Consider the following 14666-nt stretch of genomic DNA (forward strand, 5'->3'; position numbering starts at 1 on the left):
AATTCCATGAGCTTGTGGCGCACCCAACCGAATATCGAGCAACTCAATGCCGGCCAGAAAAACACCATCGGTGAACTGCTGGACATCCGTTTTGAAAGCTTCGACGAGGAATCCCTCACCGCCAGCATGGTGGTCGACCACCGCACTCACCAGCCCTACGGCCTGCTGCATGGCGGTGCGTCGGTGGTTCTGGCCGAGAGCGTCGGCTCCGTGGCGGCCTATTTGTGCATCGACCCGAGCAAGTTCTATTGCGTGGGCCTGGAGGTCAACGCCAATCACCTGCGCGGTGTGCGCAGCGGGCGGGTGACGGCGGTGGCCAAGGCGATCCATATCGGCCGCACCACCCAGGTCTGGGACATTCGCCTGACCACCGATGACGGCAAGTGCAACTGTGTCTCACGGCTGACCATGGCCGTGGTGCCTTTGGGCGAAACCCCTCCGGCGCGATAGGTGTGGCGTGAGTGTCATCATTCCTGGCAGTTACAGTCATTGCTGTGGGGCTTGGGCCTGGTGACAATCAATCTCGGTTTTTGCAGATGGATCCGCTATGTCGCAGCACGTGTTTTTTGCCCACGCCAATGGCTTCCCCTCGGCCACCTACGGCAAGCTGTTTGCCGCCCTGGCCCCGGAGTATGCGGTGGCTCACTTGCCGCAACACGGTCACGACCCCAGGTTTCCAGTGGACGATAACTGGCAGAACCTGGTGGACGAGTTGATCCATCATCTGGAGCAGCAACCGCAGCCCGTCTGGGGCGTGGGCCACTCCCTGGGTGGCGTGCTGCATTTGCACGCGGCCCTGCGCTGCCCGCAGCTGTATCGCGGGGTAGTGATGCTCGATTCGCCGGTATTGACCCGCGCCGACCGTTGGGTGATCCGCGCCGCCAAGCGCTTCGGTTTTATCGACCGCCTCACGCCGGCCGGCCGTACCCTGGGCCGTCGTGAGGAATTCAGCGACCTGGACGCCGCGCGCAGCTACTTCGCCGGCAAGACCCTGTTCCGAGGCTTCGACCCGGAATGCTTCGACGCCTACCTGCAACACGGCCTGTACCAGGCGGGTGATCGCCTGCGCCTGCGTTTCGACCCGGCCACCGAAATCAGCATCTACCGGGGCGTGCCCCACACCAGTCCCGGCCAGGTGCGCCAATTGAAAGTGCCGCTGGCGGTGGTGCGCGGTCGCCAGAGCCGCGTGGTGATGCGTCACCACGCCAGCGGCGTCGACCGTCTGCCCATGGGCGAAATGCTCACCATGCCCGGCGGCCATATGTTTCCCCTCGAACGCCCCCAGGACACCGCGACCTTGATCAAGACCCTGTTCGCCCGCTGGGAAGCCCGGGAGCGCAGCTGCGCATGAGCACACCCGTCGAAGAGGTTCGCCTGAGCCTGCCGCACATTGAGTTGGCGGCCCATCTGTTTGGCCCCGAGGACGGTTTGCCGGTGATCGCCCTGCATGGCTGGCTGGACAATGCCAACAGCTTTGCACGCCTGGCGCCGAAGCTTGCGGGTTTGCGTATCGTGGCGCTGGACATGGCCGGCCATGGGCATTCGGCGCATCGTCCTACAGGTGCCGGTTATGCCTTGTGGGATTACGTCCACGACGTGCTGCACGTTGCCGAGCAACTGGGCTGGAAACGTTTTGCATTACTCGGCCACTCCCTCGGCGCCATCGTGTCCCTGGTGCTGGCCGGTGCCTTGCCGGAACGGGTGACGCACCTGGGTTTGATTGACGGCGTGATCCCGCCCACTGCCAGCGGTGAGAACGCCGCCGAGCGCCTGGGCATGGCCTTGCAGGCGCAATTGAATCTGCAGGATAAGCGCAAGCCGGTCTACACCACCCTCGACCGGGCGGTTGAGGCACGTATGAAAGGTTTGGTCGCTGTGAGCCGTGAAGCCGCAGAACTGCTGGCCCAGCGCGGTTTGATGCCGGTGCCGGGTGGTTATACCTGGCGCTCGGACAGTCGCCTGACCCTGGCATCGCCGATGCGCCTGACCGATGAGCAGGCGATGGCTTTCGTGCGCCGCGTGGGTTGCCCTACGCAGTTGGTGGTCGCCGCCGATGGCATGTTGGCGAAACATCCCGAATTGCTTTCCCAGCTACCCTTTACGGTAACCACGTTGCCGGGTGGCCATCATTTACACCTGAATGATGAGCCTGGTGCGGTCCTTGTTGCAGACTGTTTCAATCGGTTCTTCTCCGCGCCTTGACTTGGGGCGGTCAACTGCCGAGGCTGGGCGGATTGAAAGGGAGTCAACCATGAACCAACTCAACACTGCTGCGACCTCCGATGGCCAGGGCTCACCGATCCGATGAGCCTGCGTAAAGGATGTATACGTGCCCTCGGACTGTGCTGTTTCAGCCCCTTGGTGTTCGCCGCCGATGTGCCGGGAAGCCAGGACCTGCCTGCCGTGGCCCGTCAGGTCGACGCACAGATCGTCGATTACCGTCCCGCTGAAGAAAAGGAACGCATCTACCCCATGGGGGCGATCCGCAAGATCAGTGGCCAGTTGCGTTATGAGGGCCAGGCCACCGCCCGTGGGCAAGCCACAGCGATTACCTACGAGCTGCCTGCCGAACACACCTCCAGTGCTGCGTTCACGTCGACGCGCGAAGCGTTGCAGGCCAACGGCGCGCAGTTGTTGTTCTGGTGCCAGGCCCGCGATTGCGGTGAAAGCAGCCTGTGGGCCAACGAAGTGTTCGGTAATGCCAAGCTGGTAGGTGCCGACGGCCAGCAGGAATACCTGCTGCTGCGTCTCGCCGCCCCGCAGGAAAACTCCCTGGTGGCCATCTACGGCATCACCCGAGGCAACCGTCGTGCCTACCTGCATGTGGAGCAGTTGGATGCCGGCGCACCGCTGGGCGACCTGCTGCCCACCTCGGCCACCTTGTTGCGCGAGCTCAAAAGCACCGGTGAGCTGGATTTCCCCGCGCTTGGCGGCGACCCCGACGACACCTGGCTGACCCTGATTTCCCGGGGCTTGAACCTCGATACGACCTTGCGCGTCAGCCTGACCGGCCCGAAAGCCGAAGCCTGGCGCCAGGCTTTGGTCGACAAAGGCGTGCGCGCCGCGCGCCTGGAAACCGGCAGCACTGAAACCAAAGGCCTGCACCTGCATCTGATACGCTGACCGCAACAGGGCGAACGGACCCGTGCCGTTCGCCTAAGCTCTCTTCCTACAGCCTTTTCTAGAGATACCCCATGCTCAATAACGATCGCCTGCTGGTGCAAATCCTGCTGCTGGTGCTGTTTGGTGCCAGCTTCTGGGTGATGGCGCCGTTCTGGTCGGCGCTGTTCTGGGGGGCGGTGCTGGCGTTTGCCAGTTGGCCGCTGATGGTGCTGCTGACCCGCGCGCTGGGTGGCCGTGAATCCCTGGCCGCCGGCATCCTGACCCTGGGCTGGATGTTGCTGGTGGCGGTGCCGCTGGTATGGCTGGGGTTCAATCTCGCGGACCATGTGCGCGATGCCGTGGCGTTGATCAAGGATATTCAGGTCGATGGGCTGCCCGAGGCGCCAGCCTGGTTGGGGGCGATTCCCTTTGTGGGGGAACGCCTGGTCGGCATGTGGAACAGCATCGACGAGCAGGGCGCGGCGCTGATGGTCAGCCTCAAGCCGTACCTGGGGCAGGTGGGCAATTGGCTGTTGGCGCGCAGTGCGCAGATCGGCGGCGGCATCCTCGAACTGACCCTGAGCCTGGTGTTCGTGTTCTTTTTTTATCGTGATGGGCCGCGTCTGGCGATGTTCGTGCATCGCTTGCTGGAACGACTGATCGGTGACCGTGCCGGTTACTACATCGAACTGGTGGCCGGTACGGTGCAGCGGGTGGTCAACGGTGTGATCGGCACTGCCGCCGCCCAGGCCCTGCTGGCACTGATCGGCTTCCTGATCGCCGGCGTGCCGGGTGCGTTGGTGCTGGGGATCGTGACGTTCCTGCTCAGCCTGATCCCGATGGGCCCGCCGCTGGTATGGATCCCGGCCACGGCCTGGCTGGCGTGGAAAGGCGACTACACCTATGCGGTGTTCCTTGGCGTGTGGGGGACGTTCATCATCAGCGGCGTGGACAACGTGCTCAAGCCCTACCTGATCAGCCGTGGCGGCAACCTGCCGCTGGTGATCGTGTTGCTCGGGGTCTTCGGCGGCTTGATTGCCTTTGGCTTTATCGGCCTGTTTATCGGCCCGACCCTGCTGGCCGTGGCCTACAGCCTGCTGATGGATTGGAGCGCAACCCAGGCCCAGGTTCGGCGTGAAGACAAGCCCCTTTAAGCCCTGGGCAACCACATCACGGCGGTCAAGCCGCCGCCTGGGGTCTCTTCCAGGCTCAGGCGGCCGCCCAGGCGCTCCGCGGCTTCCTTGGAAATGGTCATGCCCAGGCCAACGCCGCCGGAATTGCGGTTACGCGAGCCTTCCAGCCGATAGAACGGCTCGAACACCGCCTCACGCTTATCGGGCGCAATCCCCGGCCCGTGGTCGATCACACGGATGACCAGCGCTTCGCGGCTGTCCTCCAGCTCCACGCGGGCGGTGCCGGCATAACGCAAGGCGTTGTCGATCAGGTTGTTGAGGCATGAGCGCAGGGCCATCGGTTGCACCTGCAAGGGCAGGCAGCTGCCCGCACATTGCACATCGGAGCCTTGGTCCTGGGCGTTTTCACTCATGGACTCCACCAGCGCCTGCACATCCAGCCAATGCCGGGTTTCACTGGTGCGCTGTTCGTGCAGGTAGCTCAGGGTGGCGTCGAGCATGTCGATCATGTCGTTCAGGTCCTGGCGCATCTGGCCCTGCAGCCGGGTGTCCTCGATCTGCTCCAGGCGCAGCTTGAGGCGGGACAGCGGGGTGCGCAGGTCATGGGAGACGGCGCCGAGCATGCGCGCGCGTTGGCTGACCTGCTCGCGAATACGCCTTTGCATCAGGTTGAAGGTCGAGGCGGCCTGCCGTGCTTCCCTCGGGCCGGATTCATCGAGGGGTGGGCTGTCGAGGTCCAGGCTCAAGCGTTCCGCCGCTTCACTCAGGCGCTGTATCGGCCGGCTCAGCAGTTTGGCACCGTACCAGGCCGCGATAATCAACGAGACGAATTGAAAGGTTAGGGGCACCACCGGGCCGCCAAACCAGGGGCGTGGGTGCTTGTCGCGCATCGGCGCCAGGGTCCCGTCCGGCTGCTCGATAAATCGCTCAGGAGGGGCGGCGGCGGTTGGCCGTAGTGGTGAAACCAGAAGAACGCCAGCCCATGGGCCAGCACAATCGCCACCAGTAACACGCCGAACAGCCGACCGAACAGCGTGTTGAAGGGCGCGCGCATCAGCCAATATCCCGGGCGTCGAACAGGTAGCCTTCGCCGCGCACGGTCTTGATCAACTGCGGTGCCTTGGGGTCATCCCCGAGTTTTTGCCGCAGGCGTGACACCAGCAAGTCGATACTGCGATCAAAGGCCTCTATCGAGCGGCCACGGGCGGCATCAAGCAGCTGCTCCCGGCTCAGCACCCGGCGCGGGCGTTCGATAAACACCCACAACAGGCGGAATTCCGCGTTGGACAGCGGCACCACCAGGCCATCGTCGGCCACCAATTGACGCAACACGCTGTTGAGGCGCCAGTTGTCGAAGCGGATATTCGCGCGCTGTTCGGTGCGGTCATCGCGCACGCGGCGCAGGATGGTCTGGATCCGCGCTACCAGTTCACGCGGTTCGAAGGGCTTGGACATGTAGTCGTCGGCCCCCAGTTCCAGGCCGATGATGCGGTCGGTGGGCTCGCAGCGGGCGGTGAGCATCAGGATCGGGATATCCGATTCGGCGCGCAGCCAGCGGCACAGGGTCAGGCCGTCTTCCCCCGGCAGCATCAGGTCGAGTACCACCACATCATAGGTTTCGGCTTGCATGGCCAGGCGCATCGCGGCGCCGTCGGTTACGCCGGTGGCGAGGATATTGAAGCGTGCCAGGTAGTCGATCAGCAATTCGCGGATCGGCACATCGTCGTCGACGATCAGCGCACGGGTGTTCCAGCGCTTGTCATCGGCGACCACCGCGCCTTTTTGCTCGTCGTTCACGGGGACGGAAGGGGTATGCATAGTGCGATCATCTGCCTGGTTGTTACGGTCAGCATAGGCGCCCAGCCCCATGGCTGGTAGTGCTGGTCGGTGGGTCGTGCGGGCGAGGCTAGCGGCAGGGCGTGTTGTGGGCATGTCATGAATGTATCAGCTTTGAAATAATCATCTGGAATGCCTGGCTGATGGCGGTTGGTCAGTATTTACCGATCATCGGATCCCGCAACGGCGCTGCTTGCGCTACAATCCGCGCCGATTTCGACTTGCCTGAGAGCCCATTCCAATGTCCGCCTGCCAGACTCCTATCATCGTCGCCCTGGATTACCCCACCCGTGACGCCGCACTGAAGCTGGCTGACCAGTTGGACCCCAGGCTTTGCCGGGTCAAGGTCGGCAAGGAACTGTTCACCAGCTGCGCCGCGGAAATCGTCGGCACCCTGCGTGACAAAGGCTTCGAGGTGTTCCTCGACCTGAAATTCCACGACATCCCCAACACCACCGCCATGGCGGTCAAGGCTGCGGCCGAGATGGGCGTGTGGATGGTCAACGTACACTGCTCCGGCGGCCTGCGCATGATGACCGCCTGCCGCGAAGTGCTGGAACAGCGCAGCGGCCCCAAGCCGTTGCTGATCGGCGTGACCGTGCTGACCAGCATGGAGCGCGAGGACCTGGCGGGCATTGGCCTGGATATCGAGCCTCAGGAGCAGGTGCTGCGCCTGGCCGCCCTGGCGCAGAAAGCCGGCCTTGATGGCCTGGTGTGCTCGGCGCTGGAAGCCCAGGCCTTGAAAACTGCCCATCCGTCGTTGCAATTGGTGACCCCGGGGATTCGCCCTGCGGGCAGTGCCCAGGACGACCAGCGCCGCATCCTGACCCCGCGCCAGGCACTGGACGCGGGTTCCGACTACCTGGTGATCGGTCGTCCGATCAGCCAGGCGGCGGATCCGGCCAAGGCGTTGGCGGCGGTAGTCGCCGAGATCGCCTGATCGATGCGCGTTCCCACGTTCGCGTGGGAACGCGCGGATCTGCCGTGTATCAGCTGACCTTGAGCACCAATTTGCCAAAGTTTTCGCCGTTGAACAGCTTCATCAGCGTCTCCGGGAACGTCTCCAGCCCCTCGACGATATCCTCCTTGCTCTTGAGCTTGCCCTGGGCCATCCAGCCGGCCATTTCCTGCCCGGCGGCGGTAAAGTTCGCCGCGTGATCCATCACCACAAAGCCTTCCATCCTTGCGCGGTTGACCAGCAGTGAGAGGTAGTTGGCCGGGCCTTTCACCGCTTCCTTGTTGTTGTACTGGCTGATGGCCCCGCAAATCACCACGCGGGCTTTCAACGCCAGCCGACTGAGCACCGCGTCAAGAATGTCGCCGCCGACGTTATCGAAATACACATCCACGCCTTTAGGGCACTCGCGCTTCAGGGCGGCGGGCACGTCTTCGTTCTTGTAGTCGATGGCGGCGTCGAAGCCCAGCTCATCCACCAGGAACTTGCACTTGTCGGCGCCGCCGGCAATGCCGACCACGCGGCAGCCTTTGAGCTTGGCGATCTGCCCGGCAATGCTGCCCACGGCACCGGCCGCGCCGGAGATCACCACGGTTTCACCGGCCTTGGGCGCGCCGGTGTCCAGCAGTGCGAAGTAGGCGGTCATGCCGGTCATGCCCAGCGCAGACAGGTAGCGGGGCAGGGGCGCCAGATTGGGGTCGACCTTGTAGAAGCCGCGCGGTTCGCCCAGGAAGTAATCCTGCACGCCCAGGGCGCCATTCACGTAGTCCCCGACGGCGAATTTCGGGTTATTCGAGGCAATCACCTTGCCTACACCCAGCGCGCGCATGACCTCGCCGAGGCCTACGGGCGGAATGTAGGACTTGCCTTCATTCATCCAGCCACGCATGGCCGGGTCGAGGGACAGGTATTCGTTGTGCACCAGCACCTGCCCGTCCCCGGGCGTGCCCACCGGCACGACCTGGTAAGTGAAGGTTTCCCGCGTGGCCGCGCCGACCGGGCGTTTGGCGAGCAGGAATTGGCGGTTGGTCTGGGCGGTCATGGCAAGGACTCTTTAGAAGTTAAGCATGATTGATAGACCTTGGACGGCCCGGGGGCAAGGTCAGCCTAGGGTGCGAATGCTCATCGATAGGTGCCATTGATAGTGAGCCCGGTTGCCTTATCACTATGACTCATGCAGCACTAACCGGACTTCTGATAGTGCTGACGTGTGCGTCTCGGCGTTGGCTAGACTCGTGCCACTGCCATTAATCCCAATAGGACATCCTCCATGAGCATGACGTTTTCCGGCCAGGTCGCCCTGGTGACTGGCGCCGCCGCCGGTATTGGTCGCGCCACTGCGCTGGCGTTCGCCGCCGAAGGCTTGAAGGTCGTGGTCGCCGACCTGGACGTAGCTGGCGGCGAGGGTACGGTCGCGCTGATCCACCAGGCCGGGGGCGAGGCGCTGTTCGTGCGCTGCAACGTCACCCAGGAGGCGGATGTGCAGCAGTTGATGGCACAGACCATCGGCGCCTATGGTCGCCTGGACTATGCGTTCAATAACGCCGGCATCGAGATCGAGAAGGGCAGGCTGGCGGACGGCAGCCTGGATGAGTTCGACGCGATCATGGGCGTCAACGTCAAGGGTGTGTGGTTGTGCATGAAGTACCAGTTGCCGCTGCTGCTGGCCCAGGGCGGTGGGGCCATCGTCAACACCGCGTCGGTGGCGGGGTTGGGCGCGGCGCCGAAGATGAGTATCTACGCGGCCTCAAAGCACGCGGTGATCGGCCTGACCAAGTCCGCAGCTATCGAATACGCGAAGAAGAAAATCCGCGTCAATGCCGTCTGCCCGGCGGTGATCGATACCGATATGTTCCGGCGCGCCTATGAAGCCGACCCCCGCAAGGCCGAATTCGCCGCCGCCATGCACCCGGTCGGGCGTATCGGCAAGGTGGAGGAAATCGCCAGCGCAGTGCTGTACCTGTGCAGCGACGGAGCGGCGTTCACCACCGGCCACGCCTTGGCCGTGGACGGTGGCGCGACGGCTATCTAGGACCTGGCGCCGGCCCCTTGTTCGAAAACGTCTGGGCGCGCGTGGGGCTTTTCCAAAGCTGGCAAAACGCTGTGACCGAATATGTGTCAGTAGGTAAATAAGTCAATAAAATCAATAATTTAATAAATTTATGCGGCCGGCAACCTGCTGCTTCTGTGCTTAACTCTCCGGGTTGATAACAGACAGTTGAAGTGAGTGGCTCATGGATTTAGGGATCGATCGACAGGCCCTTGTACCGGTAGTGCAGCAAATCGTCAGTGCAGTGGTGCAATGGATTCGCAAGGACGGCGTGAGCCCCGGAACGCGCTTGCCGTCCGTCCGCCAGTTGGCCCTGGATAACCTGCTCAGCCAATCCAGCGTGATCGAAGCATTCGAACGGATGGTCGCCCAAGGGGTGCTGGCGCCCCGGCAGGGCTCGGGATTTGTGGTGGCCCAGCCGGCTGCCTGCCACGAAGGCAATTGGTATGAGGGGGCGGAGCGCGAGTGGGGCGCCTTTGCCGACAATCCGTTGGGCGAGTTGAAGCTGGGCTGTGGCTGGTTGCCCGATGCCTGGCGCGAAAGCGATGACATCAGTTACGCGATTCGTGAAGTCACCCGCACCGACACGGCCGGCCTGTTCAACTACAGCACCCCTCTGGGTCTGCCTGCGCTGCGCGAGCAACTGCTCAAGCGCCTGACCCAGATTCACATCGCCACCAGCCTGGAGCGCATCCTGACCACCGCAGGTGCCAGCCATGCCCAGGACCTGCTGATACGTACGCTGCTCAAGGCCGGCGACAGCGTGGTGGTCGAAACCCCCGGGTATGCCAACCTCTATCGGCAGCTGGCGTTCCAGGGCGTGCAACTGCTGGAAGTACCGCGTACCCGAGGCGGCCCCGACCTCCCGGCGCTTGAAGCGCTGCTGCAGCACCATCATCCCAAGTGCCTGTTCATCCACAGCCTCTATCACAATCCCACGGGCACCAGCCTGTGCCAGCTGGTGGCCGAGCGCTTGCTGGAACTGGCACACCGCAAGAACTTCCTGATCATCGAGGAAGATGTCTACGGCGATCTGCAACAGGCCAGTTGCACGCGGCTTTCTGCATTGCCCCATGATGATCGGGTGATCTACGTCGCGAGTTTTTCCAAGACCCTGAGCAGCGCCTTGCGCGTGGGCTACCTCTGCGCCAGCAGCGCAATCATCACGCAACTGGCCAGCCTCAAGACCTTGAACGGCTTCGGCACCTCCCGGTTTGCTGAAGCGGTGGTCGCCACGTTGCTGGCCAATGGCACGTATCGCAAGTGGGTGCAGCGCCTGCGCAAGCGGTTGAGCAGTGAAATGGCCGTGACCCTGCAAGTGCTGGAGGACGAAGAGTGGGAGGTGTTCGCCGTACCCACCGGCGGTATGTTCCTGTGGGCACGCCCGGGGACGGCGCAGCCTTCGCGGTTGCAGGCGTGCGCCCGGCAGTTGGGGGTGTTGTTGTCGCCCGGGGCGTTGTTCAGTCCCACCGGCGGGCACAGTGAGTGGCTACGCCTTAATGTCGCCTATGCTACTGATCAACGTGCCTTGGCGTTGTTCCGTGCGATGGGGCCCGCCAGATCGACCTCGACCATTCTGAAAACGACGAGTGTGTAGCTTTTTGCCATTATTGTGGCGCCAGTGCCTTGTGCTCAGTGCCTTTTGGTTGCGAATCTCGTTGCTTGTCCATCGGACTTGATGGCGTCCGCCATTGCAAGAGGATTCAAGTGCAATGATTTCAGGCGTGCAACGACGTTTCGCCAACCTGGGTATGGCGAAAAAACTGGGCTTGGGCTTCACCCTGGTGCTGCTGCTGACGGCGTTGGTCGCGGCTATCGGCGTGTGGTCCCTGCAAACCGTTGGCCAGCGTTTTGAAGGCCTCAAGGCCATGTCGTCGCTCAACAGCGGCTTGCTCAAGGTGCGCCTGATCGAACAGGACTACGCGCTGCACACCGACCCCAAGGCCGTCGACGCCTTGCATGAAAGTCTCGATGCCCTGGCGGCCCAGGCGGCCGGCCTCAAGGCCCAGTCTGCGGCGAATGTGCCGGTGATGGCCGAGGTTGAGCAGGCTCTGGCAGCCTACCGGAAGGCGTTCGATGAGTTCGTCGAGCTGACGCAGACCAAGGATCTGGCGCTGGAAATGGCCAGTTGGTCGGTGTCCAGCGTGGCGAATAACCTGGATGTATTGCAGGCCGGGCTGGCGGACGACGGCGCCTATGGCCTCAAGGAAAGCCAAGGTAAGGAGGGGGCCGAGTTTATCGAGCAGGCAGGCCAGATCAGTCAGGTTTCCCGCTTGATGTTGCAGGCCATGAACGAAGCCCATGTGCGCCTGGACCAGAGCCGCAAGGCGGATGCTGACGACGCCGAGCAAGGCAAGATCGAGCAGGCCGACCAGGCCCTGGCCCAGGTCGAGCAATTGAAAACGTCGGTCAAGGACCCTGGTTATCAGACGGTGCTCAACGAAGTTTCCGGGCATATCGCCGCCTTCAGCGAAAAGCTGGGGGAATACACCGGCCTGCTGGCCCAGGAAAAAGTCGTCTACAAACAACTGCATGATCGAGCTGACCAAGTCGTCAGCCGGGTCAACCAGGCCTATGACGCTGAAGACCTGTCGATGCAGGCGCAACTGAAGAAAAGCGCGATGTTGATCATTGGCTCGTCGGCCCTGGCCTTGCTGGTGGGGTTGATTGCGGCCTGGGTGATTACCCGCTTGATTGTCGCGCCGCTGCGCAGTGTGATCGCGGTAGCCCGACAGATTGCCGCCGGGGATCTGAGCGGGCGCATGGAGGTCAGCCGCCGTGATGAAATCGGCCAGTTGATGCAGGCGATGCAACAGATGGGCGGCGGCCTTAGCCAGATGGTCAGCGGCCTGCAGGCCGGTATCGAACAATTGGCCAGCTCGGCGCAGTCGCTGTCCAGCGTGACCGAGCAGACCAATGTCGAGGTCAGCAGCCAGAAGGAAGAAACCGAGCAGGTCGCTACCGCGATGAACCAGATGACCGCCACCGTGCACGATGTGGCACGCAACGCCGAGCAGGCCGCACAAGCCGCGCAGACGGCGGATGAAAAAGTCGACAGCGGCCAGCAGGTGGTGCGCCAGAGTTTGCAGCGTATCGAATTGTTGGCCACGTCCAGTACACGCGCGAGCACCAGCATCGAGAGCCTCAGTGCCGAAATCCAGAATATCGGCACCGTGCTGAGCGTGATCAAAAGCGTCGCCGAACAGACCAACCTGCTGGCCCTGAACGCAGCCATCGAAGCCGCCCGCGCAGGCGAACAGGGCCGGGGTTTTGCGGTGGTGGCCGATGAAGTACGGGCACTGGCCAAGCGCACCCAGCAGTCGACCGAAGAAATCGAGCGGCTGGTCAGTACCTTGCGCAGCGCGGCGCAATCATCGGTGCAGCAGATCCAGCAAAGTGGCGAACTGGTCAAGCTGGCGGTCAGCGATGCGCTGGAAACCGAAAGTGCCCTGGGCAGCATTGCGGTAGCGGTGTCGTTGATCCAGCAGATGAACCAGCAGATTGCCGCTGCGGCTGAGGAGCAGAGCTCGGTGGCCGAAGAGATCAACCGTAGTGTCACCAGTATTCGTGCGAGTGCCGATCAATCGGCGTTGAGCATGCAGGGCAATGCGGCGTCGAGCATCCAGCTGGCGCAGTTGGGGGCGGAGCTCAAGGGGATGGTGGGGCACTTCCGCCTTTGATCGTCGCCCCGAGGCGGCGATCAAAAGGGAGGGCGATCAGGCGTGGTTGGCGAGGAAGGTCAGCAGCGCTTCGTTGACGAAATCCGGGTTCTCCCGGCTGGAGATATGCCCGGCGTCTGGAATCAGGATCAGGGCACAGCCAATCAGTTCGGCCATTTCCTCGGATTCGGCGGGTGGCCGAGGCTTGTCCTGTTCGCCACACATCACCAAGGTGGTATCGGCGTCCAGCCGCGGTAGTTGCTCCAGTACATCTTCGCGGCTGAAGATCAATCGACCCAGGGGGACGATGCTGTGCAGCAGGCGTTCCCGGGGAAAGTCCTGCAGTGACTTGCGAAAATCCTGGTAGAGCGCCGATTCGCGGTCGATGTCGGGGCGAAAGAAGATCGGCGCGATCACATCCAGCAACGGCTCAGGAATGGCGCCGGCATCTTCAATCATCTTGAACAACGAGAAGTAATACTGGCGCGTGGCCTCTGGCTCGGCACCGAGGTAGGTGTCCATCAGCACCAGGCTGTTGATCCGCTCGGGGGCCTGCAATGCCAGGCGTGCGCCCCACATGCCGCCCACCGACAGGCCTGCCAGGTTGATCTGTGCGATCTCCAAATGGTCAAGCAGGGCCAGGACCTGGCGCGCAAGGTCGTCGAGGGTGTGGGTGGGGGCGGGGAGTTGGCCCGATTCGCCGTGGCCCCACAGTTCGGGCACGATGACCCGGTACTGTTGTGACAGGGCTTCGATCTGCGGGGCCCACATGTCGCGGTCCCACAGGTAGCTTGAGCCGAGCAGGACGACAGGGCCGGTGCCCTGGTCGACGTAATGCAGCGGTTGTCCATCAATGACGGCGATAGGCATAGCGGGCCTCTGACTTCACGGAGTGAGGGGCACTTTTTTACGCTAGTCGGGGGCGGGGCGATAGATGCAAATTGATGGCATGTTGGGGCGAGCGGGCAGCCCGCTCACCCCAGGGGAGTGGGCAGATCAGTCGTAGATGACTTTCTTTTTCCACTCGGCATCGGCGTCGACTTCTTTCATGCCTTCGGTCAATTCGTTGACTTCCTCCGCCGCCTGTTTGCTGTTAGCCAGCACGGTCGAGTTGGCGCGGGCCAGTTGACCTTCCAGCAATTGCAGCTGTGCACTGTAGAGCACCGGTTCAGGCTGCTTGCGCAGGTACTGCACGCCACGCTCGAAGGCCAGGCGCGCCTGGCCAGGCTGGCCCTGCTGCAAGGCGTGCTGGCCGAGGTTGTTGAAGAACTCTATGTGCAACAGCACCAGGATATGACGGATTTCCTTGATCCAGTGCTTGGCTTCGTTGGTCGGCAGGAACCCGTCCTGGGCGGCGCGGGTGACCTGGCCATGCAGGGCTTCCAGCAGGAAGCGCACGTCCTTGGCCTTGGCTTCGGTCTGGATCGGCGCCGGCGGGTTGTTCACCGGGATGGACTCGCCCTGGGCCACCAGCGTGTTCAGCTCGGTGATACGGGCCTTGAGCGGTGCACTGGTCTTGTTGAGGTTCAACAGGCGCTGATTGACGTTGAGCTCCAGGCGGGCCAATAACAGCTTGAGCGCCGGGGTCATCAGTTGGCCAGGGAAGGTCTCGGTGATCTCACCGCAACGGCGCAGGCGATCATTAAGCTCGATCTCGGTGCGCTTCTTTTCCAGCTTGTTGTTTTCCACCACGTGGTTCATGTAGCCAATGGCGATCAGTATTACGATCCCGGCAATTACCAGCAGGGTGATCATGAGTGGTGTCACCGGTGTGACCTCTTTGATAGGGTTTACAGTGGAGTGTAGTGACTGGGCTTGTCGACGGATAGGACTGATCGACCAGTTACCCAGGTAGTTCTTCTATATAAGTAGCCGCTCCCTGCGTAGATGCACATTGCCATCACTTGCTGGAACGAACTATAGCGCCTTGT

The 14666-nt window shown here is 62.6% G+C and carries 13 protein-coding genes and 2 pseudogenes; 10 read left to right on the forward strand and 5 right to left on the reverse strand.

All coding sequences use genetic code 11. From position 1 onward, the window contains the following. Positions 1-6 precede the first annotated feature (6 nt). The 5 genes from BLW22_RS06495 to BLW22_RS06515 all read left to right on the forward strand — a co-directional run bounded on the left by BLW22_RS06495 (position 7) and on the right by BLW22_RS06515 (position 4256). Positions 7-450, forward strand: a complete 444-nt coding sequence (locus tag BLW22_RS06495; RefSeq protein WP_065924505.1) for a hotdog fold thioesterase — start codon at positions 7-9, stop codon at positions 448-450. A gap of 97 nt (positions 451-547) precedes the next feature. Beyond that, a complete protein-coding gene (locus BLW22_RS06500; protein WP_027607078.1) occupies positions 548-1351 on the forward strand; it encodes an alpha/beta fold hydrolase in 804 nt (267 codons plus the stop codon). Further along, positions 1348-2202 (forward strand): alpha/beta hydrolase, encoded by an 855-nt coding sequence (locus BLW22_RS06505; protein ID WP_065924506.1) that lies wholly within the window; start codon positions 1348-1350, stop codon positions 2200-2202. The genes BLW22_RS06500 and BLW22_RS06505 overlap by 4 nt, the downstream gene beginning before the upstream one ends. Before the next feature lie 102 nt (positions 2203-2304). Continuing rightward, positions 2305-3123, forward strand: a complete 819-nt coding sequence (locus tag BLW22_RS06510) for a DUF4892 domain-containing protein (RefSeq protein ID WP_065924507.1) — start codon at positions 2305-2307, stop codon at positions 3121-3123. Positions 3124-3194: 71 nt separating this feature from the next. After that, the gene (locus BLW22_RS06515; RefSeq protein ID WP_065947278.1) at positions 3195-4256 is read left to right on the forward strand and encodes an AI-2E family transporter; all 1062 of its coding nucleotides are present in this window, start codon (positions 3195-3197) and stop codon (positions 4254-4256) included. Here the strand turns inward: BLW22_RS06515 and BLW22_RS06520 are convergent. After that, positions 4253-5289, reverse strand: a pseudogene (locus BLW22_RS06520) (sensor histidine kinase). The gene BLW22_RS06515 and the pseudogene BLW22_RS06520 overlap by 4 nt on opposite strands. After that, on the reverse strand, positions 5289-6053 hold the full coding sequence (locus tag BLW22_RS06525) for a response regulator (RefSeq protein ID WP_065924552.1): 765 nt from the start codon (positions 6051-6053) through the stop codon (positions 5289-5291). Before BLW22_RS06525 ends, BLW22_RS06520 begins: the two are co-directional and overlap by 1 nt. 259 nt (positions 6054-6312) lie before the next feature. On the opposite strand from BLW22_RS06525, the gene pyrF reads away from it, so the two are divergent. Next, positions 6313-7011 carry an orotidine-5'-phosphate decarboxylase gene (gene pyrF / locus BLW22_RS06530; RefSeq protein WP_065947279.1) on the forward strand — a complete coding sequence of 233 codons (699 nt, stop codon included), beginning with the start codon at positions 6313-6315 and terminating at the stop codon, positions 7009-7011. Positions 7012-7060: 49 nt separating this feature from the next. Here the strand turns inward: pyrF and BLW22_RS06535 are convergent, their stop codons facing one another. Beyond that, positions 7061-8068: an NADP-dependent oxidoreductase gene (locus tag BLW22_RS06535; protein ID WP_074844734.1), complete on the reverse strand. Its 1008-nt coding sequence runs from the start codon at positions 8066-8068 to the stop codon at positions 7061-7063. 228 nt (positions 8069-8296) lie between these two features. Between BLW22_RS06535 and BLW22_RS06540 the strand changes: the two genes are divergently transcribed. From BLW22_RS06540 to BLW22_RS35815, 4 genes and pseudogenes are all read left to right on the forward strand, one after another. After that, positions 8297-9058, forward strand: coding sequence for an SDR family oxidoreductase (locus tag BLW22_RS06540; protein WP_065924512.1), 762 nt, complete (start codon positions 8297-8299; stop codon positions 9056-9058). Positions 9059-9260: 202 nt separating this feature from the next. Further along, positions 9261-10673, forward strand: coding sequence for an aminotransferase-like domain-containing protein (locus BLW22_RS06545; RefSeq protein WP_074844737.1), 1413 nt, complete (start codon positions 9261-9263; stop codon positions 10671-10673). A 1024-nt stretch (positions 10674-11697) separates the two neighbouring features. Beyond that, positions 11698-11895, forward strand: a pseudogene (locus BLW22_RS35810) (HAMP domain-containing protein); the annotation flags it as partial. A gap of 18 nt (positions 11896-11913) precedes the next feature. Beyond that, positions 11914-12756, forward strand: a complete 843-nt coding sequence (locus BLW22_RS35815) for a methyl-accepting chemotaxis protein (RefSeq protein ID WP_370671245.1) — start codon at positions 11914-11916, stop codon at positions 12754-12756. 36 nt (positions 12757-12792) lie between these two features. Here BLW22_RS35815 and BLW22_RS06555 read toward each other — a convergent pair whose 3' ends face one another. Together BLW22_RS06555 and BLW22_RS06560 are read right to left on the reverse strand one after the other, a co-directional pair. Continuing rightward, a complete protein-coding gene (locus BLW22_RS06555; protein ID WP_065924515.1) occupies positions 12793-13605 on the reverse strand; it encodes an alpha/beta fold hydrolase in 813 nt (270 codons plus the stop codon). Between the two features lie 126 nt (positions 13606-13731). Continuing rightward, positions 13732-14502, reverse strand: a complete 771-nt coding sequence (locus tag BLW22_RS06560) for a hypothetical protein (protein ID WP_027607090.1) — start codon at positions 14500-14502, stop codon at positions 13732-13734. Positions 14503-14666: the final 164 nt, after the last annotated feature.

This window comes from Pseudomonas marginalis (assembly GCF_900105325.1).
Taxonomy (GTDB): domain Bacteria; phylum Pseudomonadota; class Gammaproteobacteria; order Pseudomonadales; family Pseudomonadaceae; genus Aquipseudomonas; species Aquipseudomonas marginalis.

Excerpts from the sequence above, each read along its gene's own strand:
- BLW22_RS06495 (WP_065924505.1), top strand. The coding sequence starts at position 7 with ATGAGCTTGTGGCGCACCCAACCGAATATCGAGCAACTCAATGCCGGC.
- BLW22_RS06500 (WP_027607078.1), top strand. The coding sequence starts at position 548 with ATGTCGCAGCACGTGTTTTTTGCCCACGCCAATGGCTTCCCCTCGGCC.
- BLW22_RS06505 (WP_065924506.1), top strand. The coding sequence starts at position 1,348 with ATGAGCACACCCGTCGAAGAGGTTCGCCTGAGCCTGCCGCACATTGAG.
- BLW22_RS06510 (WP_065924507.1), top strand. The coding sequence starts at position 2,305 with ATGAGCCTGCGTAAAGGATGTATACGTGCCCTCGGACTGTGCTGTTTC.
- BLW22_RS06515 (WP_065947278.1), top strand. The coding sequence starts at position 3,195 with ATGCTCAATAACGATCGCCTGCTGGTGCAAATCCTGCTGCTGGTGCTG.
- BLW22_RS06525 (WP_065924552.1), bottom strand. The coding sequence starts at position 6,053 with ATGCATACCCCTTCCGTCCCCGTGAACGACGAGCAAAAAGGCGCGGTG.
- pyrF (WP_065947279.1), top strand. The coding sequence starts at position 6,313 with ATGTCCGCCTGCCAGACTCCTATCATCGTCGCCCTGGATTACCCCACC.
- BLW22_RS06535 (WP_074844734.1), bottom strand. The coding sequence starts at position 8,068 with ATGACCGCCCAGACCAACCGCCAATTCCTGCTCGCCAAACGCCCGGTC.
- BLW22_RS06540 (WP_065924512.1), top strand. The coding sequence starts at position 8,297 with ATGAGCATGACGTTTTCCGGCCAGGTCGCCCTGGTGACTGGCGCCGCC.
- BLW22_RS06545 (WP_074844737.1), top strand. The coding sequence starts at position 9,261 with ATGGATTTAGGGATCGATCGACAGGCCCTTGTACCGGTAGTGCAGCAA.
- BLW22_RS35815 (WP_370671245.1), top strand. The coding sequence starts at position 11,914 with ATGGTCAGCGGCCTGCAGGCCGGTATCGAACAATTGGCCAGCTCGGCG.
- BLW22_RS06555 (WP_065924515.1), bottom strand. The coding sequence starts at position 13,605 with ATGCCTATCGCCGTCATTGATGGACAACCGCTGCATTACGTCGACCAG.